At 52.1% G+C, this 17,252-nt stretch carries 19 protein-coding genes; 4 read left to right on the top strand and 15 right to left on the bottom strand.

Annotated features, from left to right (window positions below; genetic code table 11):
- Nucleotides 1–39 precede the first annotated feature (39 nt).
- Both grpE and waaC read right to left on the bottom strand, forming a co-directional pair.
- The gene (grpE, locus tag ACSSVF_RS06590) at nucleotides 40–573 is read right to left on the bottom strand and encodes a nucleotide exchange factor GrpE (protein ID WP_492406117.1); all 534 of its coding nucleotides are present in this window, start codon (nucleotides 571–573) and stop codon (nucleotides 40–42) included.
- A gap of 113 nt (nucleotides 574–686) precedes the next feature.
- The gene (waaC, locus tag ACSSVF_RS06585; RefSeq protein WP_492406116.1) at nucleotides 687–1,691 is read right to left on the bottom strand and encodes a lipopolysaccharide heptosyltransferase I; all 1,005 of its coding nucleotides are present in this window, start codon (nucleotides 1,689–1,691) and stop codon (nucleotides 687–689) included.
- 29 nt (nucleotides 1,692–1,720) lie between these two features.
- Here waaC and ACSSVF_RS06580 point away from each other — a divergent pair, with 29 nt between their 5' ends.
- Together ACSSVF_RS06580 and rfaP are read left to right on the top strand one after the other, a co-directional pair.
- Nucleotides 1,721–2,860, top strand: coding sequence for a glycosyltransferase family 4 protein (locus tag ACSSVF_RS06580; RefSeq protein WP_492406115.1), 1,140 nt, complete (start codon nucleotides 1,721–1,723; stop codon nucleotides 2,858–2,860).
- Complete coding sequence (gene rfaP / locus ACSSVF_RS06575; protein ID WP_492406114.1) at nucleotides 2,844–3,692, top strand: lipopolysaccharide core heptose(I) kinase RfaP; 849 nt, start codon at nucleotides 2,844–2,846, stop codon at nucleotides 3,690–3,692. The genes ACSSVF_RS06580 and rfaP overlap by 17 nt, the downstream gene beginning before the upstream one ends.
- Nucleotides 3,693–3,755: 63 nt before the next feature.
- On the opposite strand, the gene ACSSVF_RS06570 is transcribed toward rfaP, so the two are convergent.
- The 6 genes from ACSSVF_RS06570 to bioB are packed head-to-tail and all read right to left on the bottom strand — an operon-like array spanning nucleotide 3,756 to nucleotide 9,364.
- Complete coding sequence (locus ACSSVF_RS06570) at nucleotides 3,756–4,823, bottom strand: rhomboid family intramembrane serine protease (RefSeq protein ID WP_492406113.1); 1,068 nt, start codon at nucleotides 4,821–4,823, stop codon at nucleotides 3,756–3,758.
- Nucleotides 4,824–5,474: a dethiobiotin synthase gene (bioD, locus tag ACSSVF_RS06565; protein ID WP_492406112.1), complete on the bottom strand. Its 651-nt coding sequence runs from the start codon at nucleotides 5,472–5,474 to the stop codon at nucleotides 4,824–4,826.
- Between the two features lie 2 nt (nucleotides 5,475–5,476).
- Complete coding sequence (bioC, locus tag ACSSVF_RS06560; protein ID WP_492406111.1) at nucleotides 5,477–6,352, bottom strand: malonyl-ACP O-methyltransferase BioC; 876 nt, start codon at nucleotides 6,350–6,352, stop codon at nucleotides 5,477–5,479.
- Nucleotides 6,353–7,147, bottom strand: coding sequence for a pimeloyl-ACP methyl ester esterase BioH (gene bioH / locus ACSSVF_RS06555; protein ID WP_492406110.1), 795 nt, complete (start codon nucleotides 7,145–7,147; stop codon nucleotides 6,353–6,355).
- Nucleotides 7,144–8,319: an 8-amino-7-oxononanoate synthase gene (bioF, locus tag ACSSVF_RS06550; protein ID WP_492406109.1), complete on the bottom strand. Its 1,176-nt coding sequence runs from the start codon at nucleotides 8,317–8,319 to the stop codon at nucleotides 7,144–7,146. Before bioF ends, bioH begins: the two co-directional genes overlap by 4 nt.
- Before the next feature lie 10 nt (nucleotides 8,320–8,329).
- Nucleotides 8,330–9,364, bottom strand: coding sequence for a biotin synthase BioB (gene bioB / locus ACSSVF_RS06545; protein ID WP_492406108.1), 1,035 nt, complete (start codon nucleotides 9,362–9,364; stop codon nucleotides 8,330–8,332).
- Between the two features lie 111 nt (nucleotides 9,365–9,475).
- On the opposite strand from bioB, the gene ACSSVF_RS06540 reads away from it, so the two are divergent.
- Nucleotides 9,476–9,760: a double zinc ribbon domain-containing protein gene (locus ACSSVF_RS06540; protein WP_492406317.1), complete on the top strand. Its 285-nt coding sequence runs from the start codon at nucleotides 9,476–9,478 to the stop codon at nucleotides 9,758–9,760.
- Nucleotides 9,761–9,793: 33 nt separating this feature from the next.
- The gene (locus tag ACSSVF_RS06535) at nucleotides 9,794–10,195 is read left to right on the top strand and encodes a ComF family protein (RefSeq protein ID WP_492406107.1); all 402 of its coding nucleotides are present in this window, start codon (nucleotides 9,794–9,796) and stop codon (nucleotides 10,193–10,195) included.
- Nucleotides 10,196–10,231: 36 nt separating this feature from the next.
- Here the strand turns inward: ACSSVF_RS06535 and ACSSVF_RS06530 are convergent, their stop codons facing one another.
- The 7 genes from ACSSVF_RS06530 to ACSSVF_RS06500 all read right to left on the bottom strand — a co-directional run bounded on the left by ACSSVF_RS06530 (nucleotide 10,232) and on the right by ACSSVF_RS06500 (nucleotide 17,105).
- Nucleotides 10,232–11,473, bottom strand: a complete 1,242-nt coding sequence (locus ACSSVF_RS06530; protein ID WP_492406106.1) for a tetratricopeptide repeat protein — start codon at nucleotides 11,471–11,473, stop codon at nucleotides 10,232–10,234.
- A 19-nt stretch (nucleotides 11,474–11,492) separates the two neighbouring features.
- Nucleotides 11,493–12,383 carry an ExeA family protein gene (locus ACSSVF_RS06525; RefSeq protein ID WP_492406105.1) on the bottom strand — a complete coding sequence of 297 codons (891 nt, stop codon included), beginning with the start codon at nucleotides 12,381–12,383 and terminating at the stop codon, nucleotides 11,493–11,495.
- Between the two features lie 8 nt (nucleotides 12,384–12,391).
- Nucleotides 12,392–14,131, bottom strand: coding sequence for a pilus (MSHA type) biogenesis protein MshL (gene mshL, locus ACSSVF_RS06520; RefSeq protein ID WP_492406104.1), 1,740 nt, complete (start codon nucleotides 14,129–14,131; stop codon nucleotides 12,392–12,394).
- 65 nt (nucleotides 14,132–14,196) lie between these two features.
- A complete protein-coding gene (locus ACSSVF_RS06515) occupies nucleotides 14,197–14,565 on the bottom strand; it encodes a hypothetical protein (protein WP_492406103.1) in 369 nt (122 codons plus the stop codon).
- A 28-nt stretch (nucleotides 14,566–14,593) separates the two neighbouring features.
- A complete protein-coding gene (locus tag ACSSVF_RS06510) occupies nucleotides 14,594–15,310 on the bottom strand; it encodes a type II secretion system protein M (protein WP_492406102.1) in 717 nt (238 codons plus the stop codon).
- A gap of 11 nt (nucleotides 15,311–15,321) precedes the next feature.
- On the bottom strand, nucleotides 15,322–16,170 hold the full coding sequence (locus ACSSVF_RS06505) for a PilN domain-containing protein (RefSeq protein WP_492406101.1): 849 nt from the start codon (nucleotides 16,168–16,170) through the stop codon (nucleotides 15,322–15,324).
- The gene (locus ACSSVF_RS06500; protein ID WP_492406100.1) at nucleotides 16,167–17,105 is read right to left on the bottom strand and encodes a hypothetical protein; all 939 of its coding nucleotides are present in this window, start codon (nucleotides 17,103–17,105) and stop codon (nucleotides 16,167–16,169) included. The genes ACSSVF_RS06505 and ACSSVF_RS06500 overlap by 4 nt, the downstream gene beginning before the upstream one ends.
- Nucleotides 17,106–17,252: the final 147 nt, after the last annotated feature.

The following is a 17,252-nucleotide window of genomic DNA, read 5'->3' as shown; positions in this document are numbered from 1 at the left end:
ATGCCTGAACAGATTTCAAGTCCCTGTTTGTAATGTGGATTATTTTGCCTGTATGACGGTGACCAGCGCCGGGCGCAACACACGTTCATTCAAGGCATAGCCTTTTTGCAGCACGCTTAATACGGTATTAGGTTCGCCCTCTGCTGGCACCATGCTGATCGCCTGATGTTTGTTAGGGTCAAACTTCTCACCTAATGGATTGATTTCAGCAATATTGAATTTTTCAAACACGCCCAGCAACTGCTTGGCGGTCAATTCGACGCCGTTTTTATAGCTGGCGACATCCGCATTTTCTACGGTCAACGCCGCATCCAGGCTATCTTTAACTGCCAGCAACTCTCCACTGAATTTTTCCAGCGCAAATTTGCGCGCTTTATCGATATCATCCAGCGCGCGACGGCGCACATTTTCGCCTTCTGCTTTTACATATAGCACTTGTGCTTTGGCTTCTTCCAACGCAACCTCAAGTGCAGCAATGCGTGCCTCGTGGTTTTCAACAGATTGCTCTGGATTGACTTCGTTAACAGCTTGCTCGTTAGCCGCCGTGTCTACGGATGTTTGCGGTTCTTGCATGATACTCCCCTATGAATTCAAGACTTTTCATTTGACGATTTCACACACATGGGGATGACCCTACTGATTTCAAGGGCAAAATCGTCATTTAGCAAAAATTGGAGGGTGGTTGATTAGATCTGGCTTCCAGATACAGGATTGGCAGTCGTCACTTTAGCCACTGCCGCGATGACAGCGGCGACATCCGGCACTTGCTGTTTACCCCCCAGATTGATTGCCGCCGCTTTGCGTCCGCCAGCCACGCCAGTCAAGCCAGGGTCAGTATCGGTATATAAAGCGACCACCGGTAGATCCACTGCCGCGGCCAGATGTGAAAGCCCGGTATCCACCCCGACCGCAAACTGTGTGTGCGGCAACACGGTGGCCAATTGCTGCAAACTCAGCTTAGGCAGCACCAAGGCTTGCGGCACTTTCTGGGCAATGCGTTCAGCACGGCTTTTTTCTGCTGCCGAAGCCCACGGCAGACACATCGCCAAACCCAATTCAGCATAATGCTGGCCTAAGGCGATCCAGTGATCTTCCGGCCACAATTTACTGTCACGGCTAGTAGCATGCAAGGCGATCCAGGATTGAGGTGGCAGTGCGAGTGCCGGTGATGCAGCAGCAATCAGCTGTGACTGCCGCAAGCCATAATCCGGTAAATCCTGGGGAACCGCATAGCCTAAACTAAGCGCCACCAGCGTACGGATACGCGTCACCGCATGCTGCTGGTACGAGATGGGGTAGCGGTGCTGATAGCAGCGGCTAGCGAGCGGTTCGCGTATCGATTGTGCATCATAGCCATGGCGCGGTCCGCGCGCCCAACCGGCCATCCAGGCACTTTTCACCAGGCCTTGCACATCAATCACTGCATCATAGGGCTGCGCTGCTAATGCGCGTTTAACCGTCCTGATTTCCTGCCAGGTGCGGCACTGCAACACCTGTTTGCGCCAGCGGCGGACAGCGACGGTGAATACCTGGTGCACATGCGGATGCAGGCGGGGAATATCGGCAAAACTCTCTTCGACCAGCCAGTCGATCTGGGCATCAGGATAGTGCTGCAAAATGTCTTGCACTGCTGGCAGGGCGTGGATCACATCGCCCATAGAAGTGGTTTTGACCATCAGAATACGTTTCATGGCCGCTATTTTCGCATACAATCTCGACCATGAAGTTTGCTTTTCTGATATTCAAATATTTCCCTTACGGCGGGGTGCAGCGCGACATGTTACGCATCGCCAGAGACTGCGTCGCTCTGGGCCACCAGGTGACCATTTTCACCGGTGAATGGCAAGGCCCGCAGCCCACCGATATGCAGGTGAAGTTATGTGCAAGCAGCGGCTGGCTTAACCATAGCAGGCATGCCAGCCTGATTCACGCCATGCAGCAGGCCGTACGAGCCGAGCACTTTGACCTGGTGGTAGGCTTTAACCGCATGCAGCCTATCGATGTCTACTTCGCGGCTGATTCCTGTTTTATTGCCAAAGCGCATGAAGAACGGCCCTGGTGGTATCGGCTGACCAGCCGATATCGCTGGTTCCAGCAGGCTGAAACATCCATTTTTTCGCCCGCCAGCAGCACACATATATTGACGTTGACTGCACAAGAGCAAGCCACTTTCCAGCATTGGTACCAGACCCCTGATCAGCGTTTTTACCTGATCCCGCCTATCCTGGATCCGCAACGTTTCCCGGCGTTTGACCGCGCGCAGCGCAAACTATGGCTGGCAGAAACGTTTGGCATTTTGCCTGAGCATACGGCGTTGCTACTGGTTGGTTCCGGCTTTAAAACCAAAGGGGCTGACCGCGCAGTGACAGCGATTGCCGCTTTGCCAGCGCAAGTGAGAAAAAACATCCGCATGCTGATTATCGGTCAGGACAATCCGCGCTGGTTGCAAAAACATATCCAGGCATACGATTTAAGCAGTCAAATACAGGTATTGGGTGGACGCGACGATATTCCACAACTGATGCAGGCATGCGACTGGATGGTGCATCCGGCCAGACGCGAACTGGCTGGCCATGTCTTGCTCGAAGCTATGGCGTGCGGTTTGCCAGTGGTCACTACAAATGTGTGCGGTTATGCCCCATATATAGAAAATGCAGGCGCAGGCATCGTACTTGGCAGCCCATTTACACAAACGGCACTGGACCACGCGCTTGCCACAGCACTGTCCTCTGAACGTGCTGCATTCAGTGTGGCCGGGCTGGCCTGTGCCAAGCAATTAATGCAAGATAACCCAGGAAAGGCTGAAGCAAACATACTCACGCAGTTAGCTTCAGAAAAGAACATTGGCTCAACAAACTAATCCTGTGCCACCATCGGCTGACACCCAGCTTTGGCTGTCGCCCAAGCACGCACAGCACTTAACGGCATTTTCTTTTGAAGATTTTATGGCGCTGGAAGGCTATACCGTACGTGCCGCTGCCAATCGCAAAACCATGCGCCTCGCTATTGCCGGGCAGTCGTATTTCATCAAGCAGCATGGTGTTACCGGCTGGGGCGAGATTGTTAAAAACTGGCTGACTTTCAAGCGTCCGATTATTGGCGCGGAAACCGAAGTGCGCGCGATTCAGGCCCTGGAAAACATAGGCATCGCCACCACGCCCATTGCTGTTTACGGCATTCAAGGCCGTTGTGCTGCCAGCCAGCGCTCTTTTTTACTGACTGAAGATCTAGGTGACATTCATTCACTGGAAGATATCTGCAAAAGCTGGCAAGCACAGCCCGCCCCTGCGGAAACACGTCAGGCAATGCTGATTGCGGTGGCAAAGCTGGCGAAAAAATTTCATTCGGCCGGCTTGTGCCACAGAGACTTTTATCTTTGCCATATCGCCTTGCAGAAATCTGCATCCTTAACAGCTGACACCGACTTTTACCTGCTGGACTTGCACCGTGTACTGCAGGGCGTTTCAGCTAATGGCACTGCCGTGCGCAAGGATATTGCCGGCTTGATTTTCTCTTGCATGGACTTTGGGTTTACGCAGGAAGACTGGCAGGCATTCAAGGCGCATTATCTGCCGCAAAGTGACGATTTCTGGACACAGGCCTTCAACCGCGCGCAGCGATTGCATGCCAAATTCCACAGCCCGAAACAGCAAAAGAAATTCAAGCAACAAAGAGACGCGACAGATTTATAGCACCTGCGCTTGGAAAGCGCCGGGGGATTGAGCACGTGACAAAGAAAATGTTTGTATGTGTGTTTACTGCGCTGGCCGACCAGGTGTAAACGGGATATTACGTAATTTATCCGCAGCGGCTTTACTGTCTTCACTGCGTTTCAAGGCATACGCTTTGGCTTGTTCCAGCAAGGCAGCTGAAGGCAGGTTAGGGTCATCCGGTAGTGAGGAAAGTTTTTCAAAGCTTTCCTCATAAGTATTAGCGACTTCTTCGTCTATCTGGGTCGCCATATCATCAAAGCTGACGCTGCCTTCGCGCCCTTCCAGCATGATCGCATGCCATTTACGGTTGGCCTGCTGGTCTATCAGGGTGAATTTTTGCACCTGTTTGCGGATGGCCAGCTCTTCATGCCAGCGATATTTCGGCTCTGGCAGATGGGTGAGTAAAATAGCGATACCTACCAGCCAGCTGACACCGCTGATGGCACGCCATTGCTGCAGGTGCGCATGCCGGGTGGCCGTGGCAGGCAAACACAGCACGGCAAAAACGATACCCGTCAGAAAACCGCCAATATGCGCAGAATTATCGATGCCGGGAATAATAAACCCCATGGCTATGGTCAAGGCTGAAAAGGCCAGCGCGCCCCAGAACAGCCAGCGGAATTCAATCTGTTGCATCTGGTGCCTGGCGTACCAGACATAGACCAGCAACGCGCCATAAATACCAAAAATGGCGCCAGAAGCGCCCCCAGACACCGCTTCATTGCCCTGGATCACCAGTGACAGCAGGTTTCCGGCAATGCCGCTGATGACGTAAATCCCGAGAAAACGTGCCGGACCGAACATACGTTCGACCAGCTTGCCGCCATCCCACAGCGCCAGCATATTCATGCCCAGATGCAAGGCGCCAAAATGTAAAAACATGGCCGAACCCAGCCGCCACCACTGCCCATCCGCCGTCGCCGGCGCAAAGTTGGCACCCCAGGTCAGTTGCACATTGTTCGGCGAGTGCCAGAAGCCGGCGCCACCCCACAGCATCACCACAAACACCAATAGATTAAGGACGATCAACACCCTGGTGACTGGCGGCACAGTCGCGCGCACATCGATCTGGCTCAGCGCTGAATGCTTATTTTGCTCGATCTCTGTCATCTAGGCGGGGCGTCCCTGATATGGCAGATGTAACACTGGGGGTTGTTGTAACCAGTCACTCAGCGTTTGCAGGTTTTCACGCGGCATGGACATCTCTGGGTCGACCTGGTTGGCAACCCAGCCACAAAAAGGAATCTGCTCTTGCTGCAAAGCCTGCACCGTCAGCAAAGCATGATTAATGCATCCTAACCGCATGCCCACCACCACCAGTGCCGGCAGCGCGAGCACCTGTAACAGATCGACCATGCTGTGCCGTGCGTTGAGCGGCACCATCAGGCCGCCTGCCCCCTCCACAATCACCACATCTGCCAATTTGACCAATTCGCTGTAAGCGGCTTGAATCACATCCAGTTCAATTTCAACACCGGCATTGGCCGCAGCAATATGCGGGGCGATCGCCGGTTGAAAACAATAGGGGTTGACCAGTTCAGGCGGTGCCTGCACATTCGATGCCGCCGTGAGTTGCATCACATCTTCGTTTTGCCAACGGCCATCCACCCACTCACAACCGGAAGCGACCGGTTTCATGCCCACCACGGTCAACCCTTGTGCAATCAATTGCTGCATCAGGTGTACGCTCACCGTGGTCTTACCGACGCCGGTATCGGTCCCGGTCACAAAAAAATGTCGCGGCAATGTCGTCACTGTCATCTTTATTCCAGCACGTCAGCCTTGCGCGGCATTAACTGTATCGGGCTGGTGCCAGGCACTGTGTAAGGCTGGCTGCCAGTCCAGGCATGCACGAACACGACTTCATAAGTCGCTGGCAATTTGCCTTGCTGACGGAAGCCTTCATAACCCTGGCGCAGTTTCTGTAAAAAACCTTTTCCATTCAATCCTTTAGGGCGCCCGGCAGTGGCGTTATGTGCCCCTATCGCTTTCAGGTCGCGCATCACCGATTCGACGGTATCGTAGGTCAGGGTGTAATGCATCACATCCAGCACCGGCGCATTGAAACCAGCGCGGGTCATGGCGTCGCCAATATCATGCATATCGATAAAGCGGCTGACATGTGTATGGTCTGCACCTGAGGCGGCGCGTAACTCTTTTAAAGTATCCGGCCCCAAGGTAGCAAACATCAGCAAGCCATCCGGGCGTAGCACACGGCGGAATTCCTGCAAGGTGGCATCTAGGTCATTGCACCACTGCATGGCGAGGTTGGACCACACCATATCGACGCTGCCGGTAGCCAATGGGATCGCTTCAATATCAGCACAGACAAAACGCGGCGTGGATTGCCAGAAGCGGTACCAGGGGAATAAGGTGCGACTGCGTGTCAGCATGCCTTCGGCAATATCCAGTGCGATGCCTTGCGCAGATTTATATTGTTTGAGTAAGGCATTCAGGCCATGGCCGGTGCCACAGCCGGCATCCAAAATCACAGCGGGTTGCAGCTTGACTACGTCCAGCCGGCTGAGCATTTCTTCACGCACCTGCCGCTGCAAAATAGCGGCGGCATCATAGTGTTTTGCAGCGCGATGAAACGACTGCCGCATGCGCGACTTGTCTATTAAATACTCATCCTGCATTTAGCTCTCCGCGACAGCGCGCACGGTAAATTCATCAGCCATAAAGGTCTCTACCGTTTCGCAGAAAGCATCCGCATGTGAAAGAAACGGTGCATGCGCCGCGCCTGCAATCACACGCAACTTTGCCCGTTGCAGATGCATGGCCAGCCAGTGGGCAGCGCTCACTGGTGCCAGGGTGTCCCTATCACCGTGGATAATCAGGGTGGGCTGATACAAACGGCTGATCGCTTCGCGCAAGTCAGTTTGCAACAAGATATCCAGCGCCAGGTTCAGGCTCTCCTGCGTAGGCGTTGGCTTGGCAGCAAAAGCGATACGTAACTGGCGCACGGTACTGCGCGCGTCTTTCGCATGCATGCATTGCAGGGTCAGGAAATTCAGTAGCGTGGTTTGAAAATCCTTTTCAAAGCGCTTATTGAATTGCTGGAAATGCCTGGCTTCGATGCCATGCGGCCAATCCGGCTTGCTGACAAAACTGGGGTTACTGGCCACAAGAATGAGTTTTTCCACCCGGTCTGGCTGATTCAATGCGATTTGTTGCGCAATCAAGCCACCGAGTGACCAGCCCAAGATGGTGGACACACCAGGAATCTCTTCAGCCACGGTTTCTGCCAGGCTATATAAATGGTATGGGTTAACCGGGCGGCTTTGCCCCATGCCGGGCAAATCCACCAGGAACAAACGGTAGTTGGCAGACAGGCGTTTGGTGATACGCTCCCAGACCGCGCTATTCATGCCCCAGCCGTGCAGCAGCACCAGTGGCTTGCCCTGCCCCATGATTTCTATGAAACAACTCATGCCTGTACCCTGGCTGGAATGTCACGCTCGGCGGCTTGCAATGCGGCTATCAATGCGCGCACATCTTGTTCGCGATGGGTGGCAGAGAGGGATATCCGCAAGCGCGCCGTATTCACTGGCACAGTCGGCGGACGGATGGCAGGCACCAAAATGCCGCGTGTTTGCAGGTATTGGCTCAGTTCAAGCGCTTCAAAATTGTCGCCGACGATCAGTGGCTGGATCGCCGTTTCTGATGCAAGCAAATGCCAGCGCGTGAGTGAGAGCTCACTTTTCAGCAAATCTATCATGGCAAACAATTGCTGCCTGCGTGCATCGCCATGTTCAATTTCATGCACCGAGGCCAGTAACGCTGCCGATAACGGTGGCGGGGCCGGTGTGGTGTAAATATAGCTGTTGGCGTGCTGAATCAGGTAATCGATGACCACCTGCTCACCGGCAACAAATGCCCCGGCGACACCGGCGGCCTTTCCCAGCGTGCCCATCATGATCAGGCGAGGCGATCGCAAACCTAGATGCTGCAATGTACCTCGACCTTGCGGACCAAGCACGCCAAAGCCGTGCGCATCATCGACGTAAAGGTAGGCATCATAGCGCTCACACAGCTGCAGGTAGGCGGCCAGAGGCGCGATATCGCCATCCATGCTGAATACAGCATCTGCAGTTATCAATTTGTGACGCGCGGTACTGACTTGCAGCAGTTTTTCCAGCGCGGCGACATCATTATGCGCAAAGCGGTGATGCGTGGCACGCGACAGAAAGGCACCATCGTTAAGGCAGGCATGGTTGAGTTTGTCAGAAAACACCGCATCGTCGCGCCCCATCAAGGCACTGATGACACCGATATTAGCCATATAACCGGTTGAAAACAGCAACGCCGCAGGTTGACGGACCAATGCGGCCAGCGCGTGCTCCAGTTGGTCATGGTAACGGTGATGGCCGGTGATCAGATTGGAAGCGCCACTGCCTACGCCCGCCTCAGCCGCTGCCTGTTGCAAGGCGGCCACCAGCGCAGAGTCGTTAGCCAGCCCCAGGTAATCATTACTGCAAAAGGACAGAAATCGCTGGCCATTGGCGGTAATATGCTCAGCCTGAGGTGAATCCAGCAAGCGGCGTTGCCGCGTCAGGCCTAGTGTTTTACGCTTTTCCAGGTCAGCGTGTAGAAAATCCAGCATGCGCGGCCACTTAGATTTTCTTTAAGCCAAGTTTGGCAAACAGCGCATTATCGGCATCCGCTTCCGGGTTACCGGTAGTCAGTAACTTTTCACCGTAGAAAATGCTGTTGGCACCGGCGAGGAAACACAACGCCTGCACGGCATCGCCCATGCTTTGGCGACCGGCAGACAAACGCACAAAACTGTTAGGCATGGTCACGCGTGCCGCAGCAATCGTGCGTACGAATTCCAGCGGATCCAGCGCTTCGGTACCGTGCATAGGTGTACCTTCCACCTGGGTCAGCAAGTTGATCGGCACACTTTCAGGCGGTTGCTCCATATTCGCCAGTTGCGCCAGCAGGCCAGCGCGTTGGGCCCGGCTCTCGCCCATGCCAATAATGCCGCCACAACAGACGTTGATATCGACACTGCGCACGCGGTCCAGGGTATCCAGGCGGTCCTGGTAAGTACGTGTGCTGATCACATCGCCATAATATTCCGGCGCGGTGTCCAGGTTATGGTTGTAATAATCCAGCCCGGCTTCTTTCAATTGTTCGGCCTGGCCGTCTTTTAACATACCCAGGGTGGCGCAGGTTTCCAGGCCCATGGCCTTCACTTCAGCGATCATTTTCAGCACCGGGTCAAGATCACGTTGCTTAGGCCCGCGCCAGGCAGCACCCATACAGAAACGGCTGGCACCGCTGTCTTTGGCGGCCTTGGCAGCAGCCAACACGTCATCCAGCTTCATCAACGGCTCATTTTCCACCTCAGTGTGGTAACGCGCAGCTTGCGGACAATAGCCACAATCTTCGGAACAGCCACCGGTTTTGATCGACAGCAAAGTACTCACTTGCACCGCATTCGGCTCATGGTGCTCTCTATGCATGAGTTGCGCCCTATGCAACAAGTCATTAAAAGGTAATTCAAACAATGCCACGATATCGTCCACCGACCAGCGTTCAACGGTAGGATGGTCACATGCACTGGAGGCTCTCAGGCCATCGATATTAATGATGGAAGTTTGCAGTTCGCTGTTGCAAGCGCTAGAAGAAGTTTGTTGTTCCATAATGATCGCAGAAGTATAAAAGATGAGTGTTCAATGGGCTGAATTATAGGTTGTTTACGCTACAACGTGAAAAAATTTTACAACAGATTAAATTTTAATCACCTCAATCCAATGCCTTGGTTACAGCATTGGTTAAGTAGTAGTTTGCCTTGTCCGCTATGTAGTGCACCTGCTCAAAGGCAGCCGCACATCACACACGCACCTCTTTGCGAGACCTGTGCCACTTCGCTGCCTTGGTATACATCTGCGCGTTGTCCGCAGTGCGCACTCCCTACTTTGAACGGTGATTACTGTGGTGTCTGCCTGCAGCATGCGCCCGCATTTGACTATACGCTTGCCCCGTTTCGCTATGCCTACCCGCTAGACCGCCTGTTGCAGCAATTTAAATATCATTAACAATTACCGATAGGGAAATTACTGGCGCAATGCATGTTGCCACACCTCGCACCCTTATTACAGACAGACATACCTGAGGTGATGATGGCCATGCCTATGCATCCCTATCGCGTCCGGCAACGTGGATTCAACCACGCGCTGGCGCTGGCCAGGCACTTGCAGCCAGCCTTGATGGTGTCGTTAGATATCGCTGGCTGCACACGTATCCTAGACACACCCTCCCAGGCTGGCATGGATATGAAAACCAGGACGCGCAACCTGCGTGGCGCATTCGCTTCAGATAAACAATGGCAGGGAAAACATGTGCTGGTTGTGGATGATGTGATGACCACCGGCGCCAGCATGCATGCACTGGCGAAAGCACTCAAGCAGGCCGGTGCTGGCCGTGTCACGGCGCTAGTGGTGGCCCGCACATTGAAAGGTACTGAAGATTAACGCGGATTAAAGGTGGTGAGCGTGATGGAGTAAAGATTAGTCGTCACGCGCTTGCGTAGCACCGCCGAGTTGACTGATGCGCTGGCCGACAAAGTCGGCTAATCTATCGCTTAACGGCATGCCTTGTGCCGCTTGTAGTTGCTGTAAAGCCTGCGCATTTTGTCCGCTGGCCTGCAATGAAATCGCATAAGCCACTACCCACTGCGCTTGCCCGGGACGTAAGGTAAGCGCCCGTTCAAAATACGGCAAAGCGGCCTGATGCTGATTTAACTGCTGGTAGGCGATTGCCTGCATCCATTGTGCCTCGGCATCGCGGGCCAACGCATTTGCATTGGGTTTCAGCGTAAGCAATACCGTTTCTGGCTGATTATGCGCCAGCTGCCATTTTGCCAGCGCTTTGGATAACCCCGCTTGTTCAGGGTAGCGCTTAATGCCCGCCTGCAACATAGCCACTGCTTCGGCGTCCTGCTTGGTTTCAAACAGGTAAGCGGCCGATAACTGGCGCGCATCTTCAGATTGCGGATAGGTGGCCAGTGCCTGCCGCAAGGTGGCCAATGCTTCACTGAGGCGCCCCTTTTGCTCATGGTCTACCGCTTTTTGAATCAGCACATTCACTTCTTGTTCTGGCCGTACATGTTTGCTCACACTGCCATTTGATTCGGAAGATGCTGTGTCCTGGCTAACCTTATTCTTACTTGCAGCAGTCGACTCCAATGGCGGCTCAATGACAGAGACCACCGTTGCCGAAGCACCATTTTCTGCTGGCTTGATCGAGAACTCACCTTCCACCTGCGGTGCTGTTTCACTTTTGCTAGGAACGCGATTGGCGCTATTAGGTGTAGGCGTGATTTTTTGGCGGATTGCAGGTTTAGTCACAGAAGCAGACAGCTCGGCCTGCCATTCACTGAACAATGACTTTGTTAACTGCGGATGTGCATCAACCGTTTGATTCTCGACATTGGCAGTAACCTCAGGTGGTGTAGCCACTGGCGCTGGCTGCGGCTTAACCGGCGATGCGACCTGAACCTGCGCAGGTTTCTTTTGTGTGAAGTTGCCCAGCGTAGACTGGTAAACTGAGACCAACTCAGCCCGCTGAAAAAAGCCCCATACGCCTAGGCCCAGCACCACCAGCGCCACTAGCAGGCGCTTGGCCCAGTGACTGGAACCCGAAGCTGAATGTGACAACACAGGCTTGATCTGCTGCCCGCCCCAGCCATCGCTGGTCGTGCCGCCCTGGCGCGCTTCAACATCCTTTAATACCTGATTAATTAAACTCACTGCTTTTCCTCACTGCCCGTTAGCGGCCAAAACCAGCCAACGCTGTATGTAGAGTCAACCACCATTTAAACCCATGGCTCCACCAGCGATGCTGCGCTTTTACACTGGCTTGTGTATCCAGGATCGCCGCTTTCACATCTTCGGCTGAGACGCCTTGCTGGCCGCGGCCATAGGCTGAGAGCAGCGATTTGTGCGCAAGAATATTCAGCAACCTGGGGATGCCATTGGCATAGCGATACAGCAAGCGCATGCTGGCGGGCGTAAAAATCATGCCACCCTGGTATCCGGCCACGTGCATGCGATGGTTGAGATAAAACCCCAACTCAGACCATTGCAGGCCTTTTAACTGGTATTCAAAGCTGATGCGCTGGCGCAACTGACGGATGGAGGGATGGTTAATGCGCTCTTCCAGCTCTGGTTGCCCAAAAATCACTACCTGTATCAATTTGCGCTTTTCGGTTTCCAGATTACTGAGCAGGCGCAAGGCTTCCAGGGTTTCCAGGGGCATGGCCTGCACTTCATCCAGGCAGACAATCACGTGTTTGCCTTCTTCGGCATAGGTGAGCAGCTTGCGATGCAAGGCGTCTATCATGTCATGGTGGGTAAAATCCGGCTTGAAAGCGACACCGAACTCGGTCGCCAGTGTCATGAGCAAGGCATGCGGATCAAGATAAGGGTTGGGGATAAAAGCGACTTTACAGGTGGACTCTAACGCTTTGAGCAGGCGGCGGCACAACAGCGTTTTGCCAGTGCCGACTTCGCCTGTGATTTTGACAAACCCTTCGCCAGACTGAATCGCGATCAGCAGGGTGTTCAACGCCTCTTGCAGACTGCGTGTCGCATAATAAAAGCTGGTATCCGGGGTGATGGTGAATGGATACTCTTTCAAACCAAAATGCTGCAGGTACATGCCCGCTCCTAGAAGCTCTCACCTTTCAGTTTATCAATACGATCCTGACTATCAAGCATATCTTGCGCCCAGCTGTCGCCACCGCGTACAACAGTAGATTTTAACAAAATGACCAACTCAGTTTTTCTGGTAATCTCACCTTTTTGACGGAAGAGGTTACCAAGATATTTAATGTCACCTAAGCCAGGCACTTTGGTGCGGGTGTTGTCTATAGACTCAGACATCAACCCACCAATCGCAATGACGTTACCATCTCTGGTACGCACGATACTATCGGTCTCATTAATATTGGAAGATGCTGTCGGAATGGTATAAGTACCACCGTTCTCACTAGACAAAGTCACCGTCCTATTGACCTGTGTCACTTCACTCACAAACGGATGCACATGCAAGATAATGTTGTCGTTTTTGTCAATCTGAGGCGTCACATCAAGCGATATCCCAGAGAAGTAAGATTGTAACTGAATATCCGGGGTTACAATTGCAGAGCCGGCGCTAGTGGTCACGTTGGTTCTTACATTGGTCACAAAAAATGCATCATTCCCCACCTTAAGTACTGCTTTTTGGTTATTCAGGGTCGCAATCCTAGGGCTGGACAGCACCTCTACATTACCTTGCGTTTCCAAAAAAGTAAGTAGTGCCGAGAAATTACCGCCTTGCACAGCAAGCGCAAAGACTGAACCACCAAGTGAAACTGGTGAGTTATTAGATAAAAAACTAGGGCCCGAACTTGAAACATTCCCATTTGAAATGGTACCGGTTTCGCCCAGCCTAGTGTTACCGTTAATATTACCAAAGGTAACATCACGAGCGCCACTTCTTAAAAATGACCAATTGATCCCTTGCTGTGAATCTTTATTCAATTGCACTTTAAGAATTTTTGCTTCTAAAATCACCTGACGATCAACTGTAACCTGCATCAAACTTAAGAATTTTTCGACCTGGCGAATTTCTTTAGGCATTGCTCTAACCATAATTAGCCCTGACTGTGGATTGATGACAACCTTACGCCCACTTTCTTCACCAATCATGCTGTTTAAGGAGTTAGCCATATCACCCCAAAAATCATTGTTCGTACCCATACTGACATCAGATGCATAAACCTGTGTATTAGCTGCACCGCCACCTACGCCCTGTTGCATACCCACAGCCCCTCCAGACATTGCTGAAGACTGTCCTATTCCACCAGCACCGGTACCGGCACTTGCTGAACCTGAAGTCACCTTCGTTGCAGAGGTACCCTTACGAGAGCCAGTGATATAGTTGACCTGGAATACGCGTGTTTGAATAGTTTGTGGCTCAACAAAAATCTGTTTGCCACTCATCTTGTATTCATAGCCATACAAATCACGTAAGGCATTAAGCGCTTCAAACAGCGTCACGTCTCGCAAATTAATCGAGATATCGCCTTTGAGCTCAGGACTGAGTGCAATGCTATACGGACTACCAGAGACAATACCCATCAACACCTGTGTGGCAGGGGCTTTGTTCACAACCAGGTCGAATCTTGGCTCGGCGCGCTTGGCCAATGATTTTGGCGGCTCGATGCGCAGCGGCTCGAACAGTTCATCAGTCACCTCTTTAGGGGGTGGCGCGACCTGTGCCTTTGCCTGGGCGGCCGATTTGCTCAGCTCACTCTGAATTTTAGAGTTGATTGATACATTGCTTGGCGCAAACGGATTGCTGTTACATCCTGCCAACCCGGCACTGATGATCATCAAACCCAACGTATTCACAAAAGTTTTCATAGCAGTCTCTCAATGTGTATAAACCCGGATGCCGAACAATTTTCAACATGCAGGTATGTATTACTTTATTTCTTTACTTTTCCAGTGTGTCTGGTCGTTTTTGCTTTTGGTGTTGTTTTTACCTGCGGCTTGGCTTCTACGATATAGCTGGTCAAACCCAATCCAATCACTTTCTTCTCACCCGTGCTACTGATAAACACCGCCTGCTGGTTCTTCACTGAAGTGAGCTTGAATCCGCTGTAGCTCTCCCCCAGCTGCACCATCTGGCCGTTCACCACAGCAAACCCACTTTTGCCATTGTGTTGTAACGCTGTCAGCTCCCATGGTTTTTCTGCCTGTGATTCTGCATTTGGCAAATACTCCAGCACGGCAGGCGGCGGCTTGGTCGGATCAATCAACTCGGCAAAGGCATTTCCCTGTGCGAGCCACAACATCAAAAATGCTTGTATCAATACGCGCATGCTAAATCCCCAACCATGCATTTTCACCACTCAGGGTATATACCTGAATAGTCAGTTCATTTTCCGGATAATCTGACTTCAGTTCCGCGGTTTCCCATGCCACACGCTGGCCTATGGCTTTTAACGACTGCGCATAATCCATTAAAGCGAAGTATTTACCTTTTAACCTCACCTTCACTGCGTGTTGGTAAACATGTGGCACATTCAGCCAGATATCCTCCGCGCCGGTTGGCGAAGGGCTAGCAACAGGGGCTGTTTGTTCCTGGATCAGCTTTCTTTGTTTTTCAATAAAATCCGTCACTGGCAGCGACTGCATCTCAAGTACTTGCACATCCGTATGCTTTTGCAGCAGCTTTTTCAGCAACAACACCATCTCTTGCGGTGGCACCATGTAGGCAGAAATCCTGACCAGGTCTGAAGACTGGCTGGTGATTTTTGCATTCACTGCATCAATCTCATGCTGAAAAGCATTGCTCGCGGGCTGTGGCTGGGCCTGGCTGGCAATGGTGCTCATTTGCTCAGTCAACGCCGTTGTATCACTCTGTATTTTAAGAATCTCTGCTTGCGTATTGGTGAGCTGACCACGTTGTGGTTCCAGCAAAAAGGTATCCAGCAAGCCAACTACGGCAAACAGGCCCGCGCCAAAAATCATCCAGCGCTCCCGCTTGGAGAGGGCCAACCATTTACTGTTAAGTGTGTGTAACTGTTCGAATCGCATGCGCGTTTTTCCTATGGCTGCTTCGCTTGAGGCTTGGATTGCGGTGGTTTTCCGGTCTGACCGACAAACTCATCCCAGCTCATCGCGCTCACGGCTTTAGTTTTATCGCGTAAATCCTGGCCTTTAACGTCGAACGCATACACCTGCAATTTCACGGGCACTTCAACCGCAGGTGTACTTGTGGCAGCGGGTGTCGCCGGCGTTGCAACAGGTGTTGCGGCTGACGCTCCTTTACCTGAAGCCTGAGGCGTTGGTGCGGCCACAGGTGGCGCGACGACAGCTACCGCTGCTGGCGCAGGCACATTTTTTTGTAGTTCGACTTGTTTAAATTGCAAACCAGAAAACTGGGTACCTTCAAATACACGTTGCGCAGACAATAAATCCAGGTACAAAGGGATATCCTCAGTCTGCAAAGCCTGGCCAGAAAGAGAGACATGCTGGGCACTGGGCTCGATTCTAAAACCAGTGAGCCACAAGCCTGGCTGCTGTTGTCCGGTCAAGGCACGCATGTAATCAATCAGGTGGTAAGCGTTCTCAGAAATAGATTGCTGAAAAATGGCGAGTATTTGTGATTGCATTTCAAACCGGCTGTTCAACTGCTTCAGTTCGGCCTCCAGCTTGCTGTTATCCACCGGCGTAGCCTTCTTGGCAAACTCATCCACCTTTTTTTGCATCGCCTCATACTGGGCGACAGCCTGGTTACGTTGTTCGAGCAACTGCGCATTTTCTGACTCGATGCCGGTGTAGAAATAAACCATCGCCAGCGCCGCCAGTGCATAGACTGCGCCAACCAGCGTTAATGTAAACCAGTCTTTGGACTTGACCAGCCCACTTTCAAACAGGTTGACTTGCTGACTCATGCGACGGCCTCCTGACGCAGGGCAGCACCTAATGCTGGCAGCAACATGGCTTGTTTTTCCAGGCTGGCGAAATCCTGGTTAGGCGGCAGATCGACGATATCTTCCAGGTTAAATATATTTACCGGCACATACAGGCTGGTACTCAACCCCGTCACCAGGTAATCACGGTTGGCAACCGGTGCGACCACCAGGCGATTGAGGCTCAGATAAGGGAATTGACGGTCAAAACTGTCCAGCGAGCGTTGCAGCTCCAGTACCAGCTTATCAAAGTTGCTTTGGTACAACTCACCCCTGTCATTAAGAAAGTCTTTGTCCAACTCGATCAGGCGAGCATGGTACAACTCCCCTTTGGCAGTAAATGTAAGCAGGCAACCTCTGGGCAACATGGTCAGCATGACCAGGGCACGGTCTTCTATTTCCAGCAATTGGGCGATGTTACGTTGCACCAGCGCATGCACATCAATCGACTTCAAATTAAAACCAGCTTCCACGATCCGGTTACCAATCTGGGTCACGGTGGCTTTTTTGGCACAGATGGCTAACATGGATGGCTGGCGATTGGCATAGGCAGGGTCTACTGGCACGTTCACGCCATCCACCACAGCTTGCTCAACCGAATAATCCAGCAGATCCTTGACCTTCCAGCGTAATGCCTGCTTGATCTCGGATTCAGGCATGGTGGGTTTTTCAATCTGCAACACATTGTATTGATCAACATTGAGCATGACATTACAAGGCATGGCTTTTAAGTCATTTTTGGTCACAAAGTGACGCAATGTAGACGCTGCCTGCAAAGGCACCTGCTGAATCGCAGCGAATGAGACGATTGGTTTGGCGCCATCCAGCCCAGGCGTTAAAGCCACGGTGCTCACATGCATATCAGTGAAGCTGACCCCCACCTGTTGCTTGTTCTTTTGTCGTTTAAACCAACTCATAGACATTCATCTACTCTCTATAAGAAATTATTATTTAAAATCAATGTATAACAATGAACATTTAAAGTTAATATAAAGCATTGTATGCTAAAAAACCATCTTTCGAGACGCGAGAAAAGGTCTGACCGAAAAAGTTTTAAAACTTTG

This window comes from Methylophilus sp. E2MeOHC9 (assembly GCF_058744375.1).
This window is presented reverse-complemented; position numbering and strand designations above follow the sequence as displayed.

What these genes read in the sequence shown, in the direction of transcription:
- ACSSVF_RS06515 (WP_492406103.1), bottom strand. Translation starts at nt 14,565, where the DNA reads ATGTTGTGGCTCGCACAGGGAAATGCCTTTGCCGAGTTGATTGATCCG.
- ACSSVF_RS06570 (WP_492406113.1), bottom strand. Translation starts at nt 4,823, where the DNA reads ATGACAGAGATCGAGCAAAATAAGCATTCAGCGCTGAGCCAGATCGAT.
- ACSSVF_RS06500 (WP_492406100.1), bottom strand. Translation starts at nt 17,105, where the DNA reads ATGAGTTGGTTTAAACGACAAAAGAACAAGCAACAGGTGGGGGTCAGC.
- grpE (WP_492406117.1), bottom strand. Translation starts at nt 573, where the DNA reads ATGCAAGAACCGCAAACATCCGTAGACACGGCGGCTAACGAGCAAGCT.
- bioC (WP_492406111.1), bottom strand. Translation starts at nt 6,352, where the DNA reads ATGCAGGATGAGTATTTAATAGACAAGTCGCGCATGCGGCAGTCGTTT.
- ACSSVF_RS06580 (WP_492406115.1), top strand. Translation starts at nt 1,721, where the DNA reads ATGAAGTTTGCTTTTCTGATATTCAAATATTTCCCTTACGGCGGGGTG.
- mshL (WP_492406104.1), bottom strand. Translation starts at nt 14,131, where the DNA reads ATGAAAACTTTTGTGAATACGTTGGGTTTGATGATCATCAGTGCCGGG.
- waaC (WP_492406116.1), bottom strand. Translation starts at nt 1,691, where the DNA reads ATGAAACGTATTCTGATGGTCAAAACCACTTCTATGGGCGATGTGATC.
- ACSSVF_RS06525 (WP_492406105.1), bottom strand. Translation starts at nt 12,383, where the DNA reads ATGTACCTGCAGCATTTTGGTTTGAAAGAGTATCCATTCACCATCACC.
- bioD (WP_492406112.1), bottom strand. Translation starts at nt 5,474, where the DNA reads ATGACAGTGACGACATTGCCGCGACATTTTTTTGTGACCGGGACCGAT.
- ACSSVF_RS06540 (WP_492406317.1), top strand. Translation starts at nt 9,476, where the DNA reads ATGCCTTGGTTACAGCATTGGTTAAGTAGTAGTTTGCCTTGTCCGCTA.
- ACSSVF_RS06510 (WP_492406102.1), bottom strand. Translation starts at nt 15,310, where the DNA reads ATGCGATTCGAACAGTTACACACACTTAACAGTAAATGGTTGGCCCTC.
- ACSSVF_RS06535 (WP_492406107.1), top strand. Translation starts at nt 9,794, where the DNA reads ATGTTGCCACACCTCGCACCCTTATTACAGACAGACATACCTGAGGTG.
- bioF (WP_492406109.1), bottom strand. Translation starts at nt 8,319, where the DNA reads ATGCTGGATTTTCTACACGCTGACCTGGAAAAGCGTAAAACACTAGGC.
- bioH (WP_492406110.1), bottom strand. Translation starts at nt 7,147, where the DNA reads ATGAGTTGTTTCATAGAAATCATGGGGCAGGGCAAGCCACTGGTGCTG.
- ACSSVF_RS06505 (WP_492406101.1), bottom strand. Translation starts at nt 16,170, where the DNA reads ATGAGTCAGCAAGTCAACCTGTTTGAAAGTGGGCTGGTCAAGTCCAAA.
- bioB (WP_492406108.1), bottom strand. Translation starts at nt 9,364, where the DNA reads ATGGAACAACAAACTTCTTCTAGCGCTTGCAACAGCGAACTGCAAACT.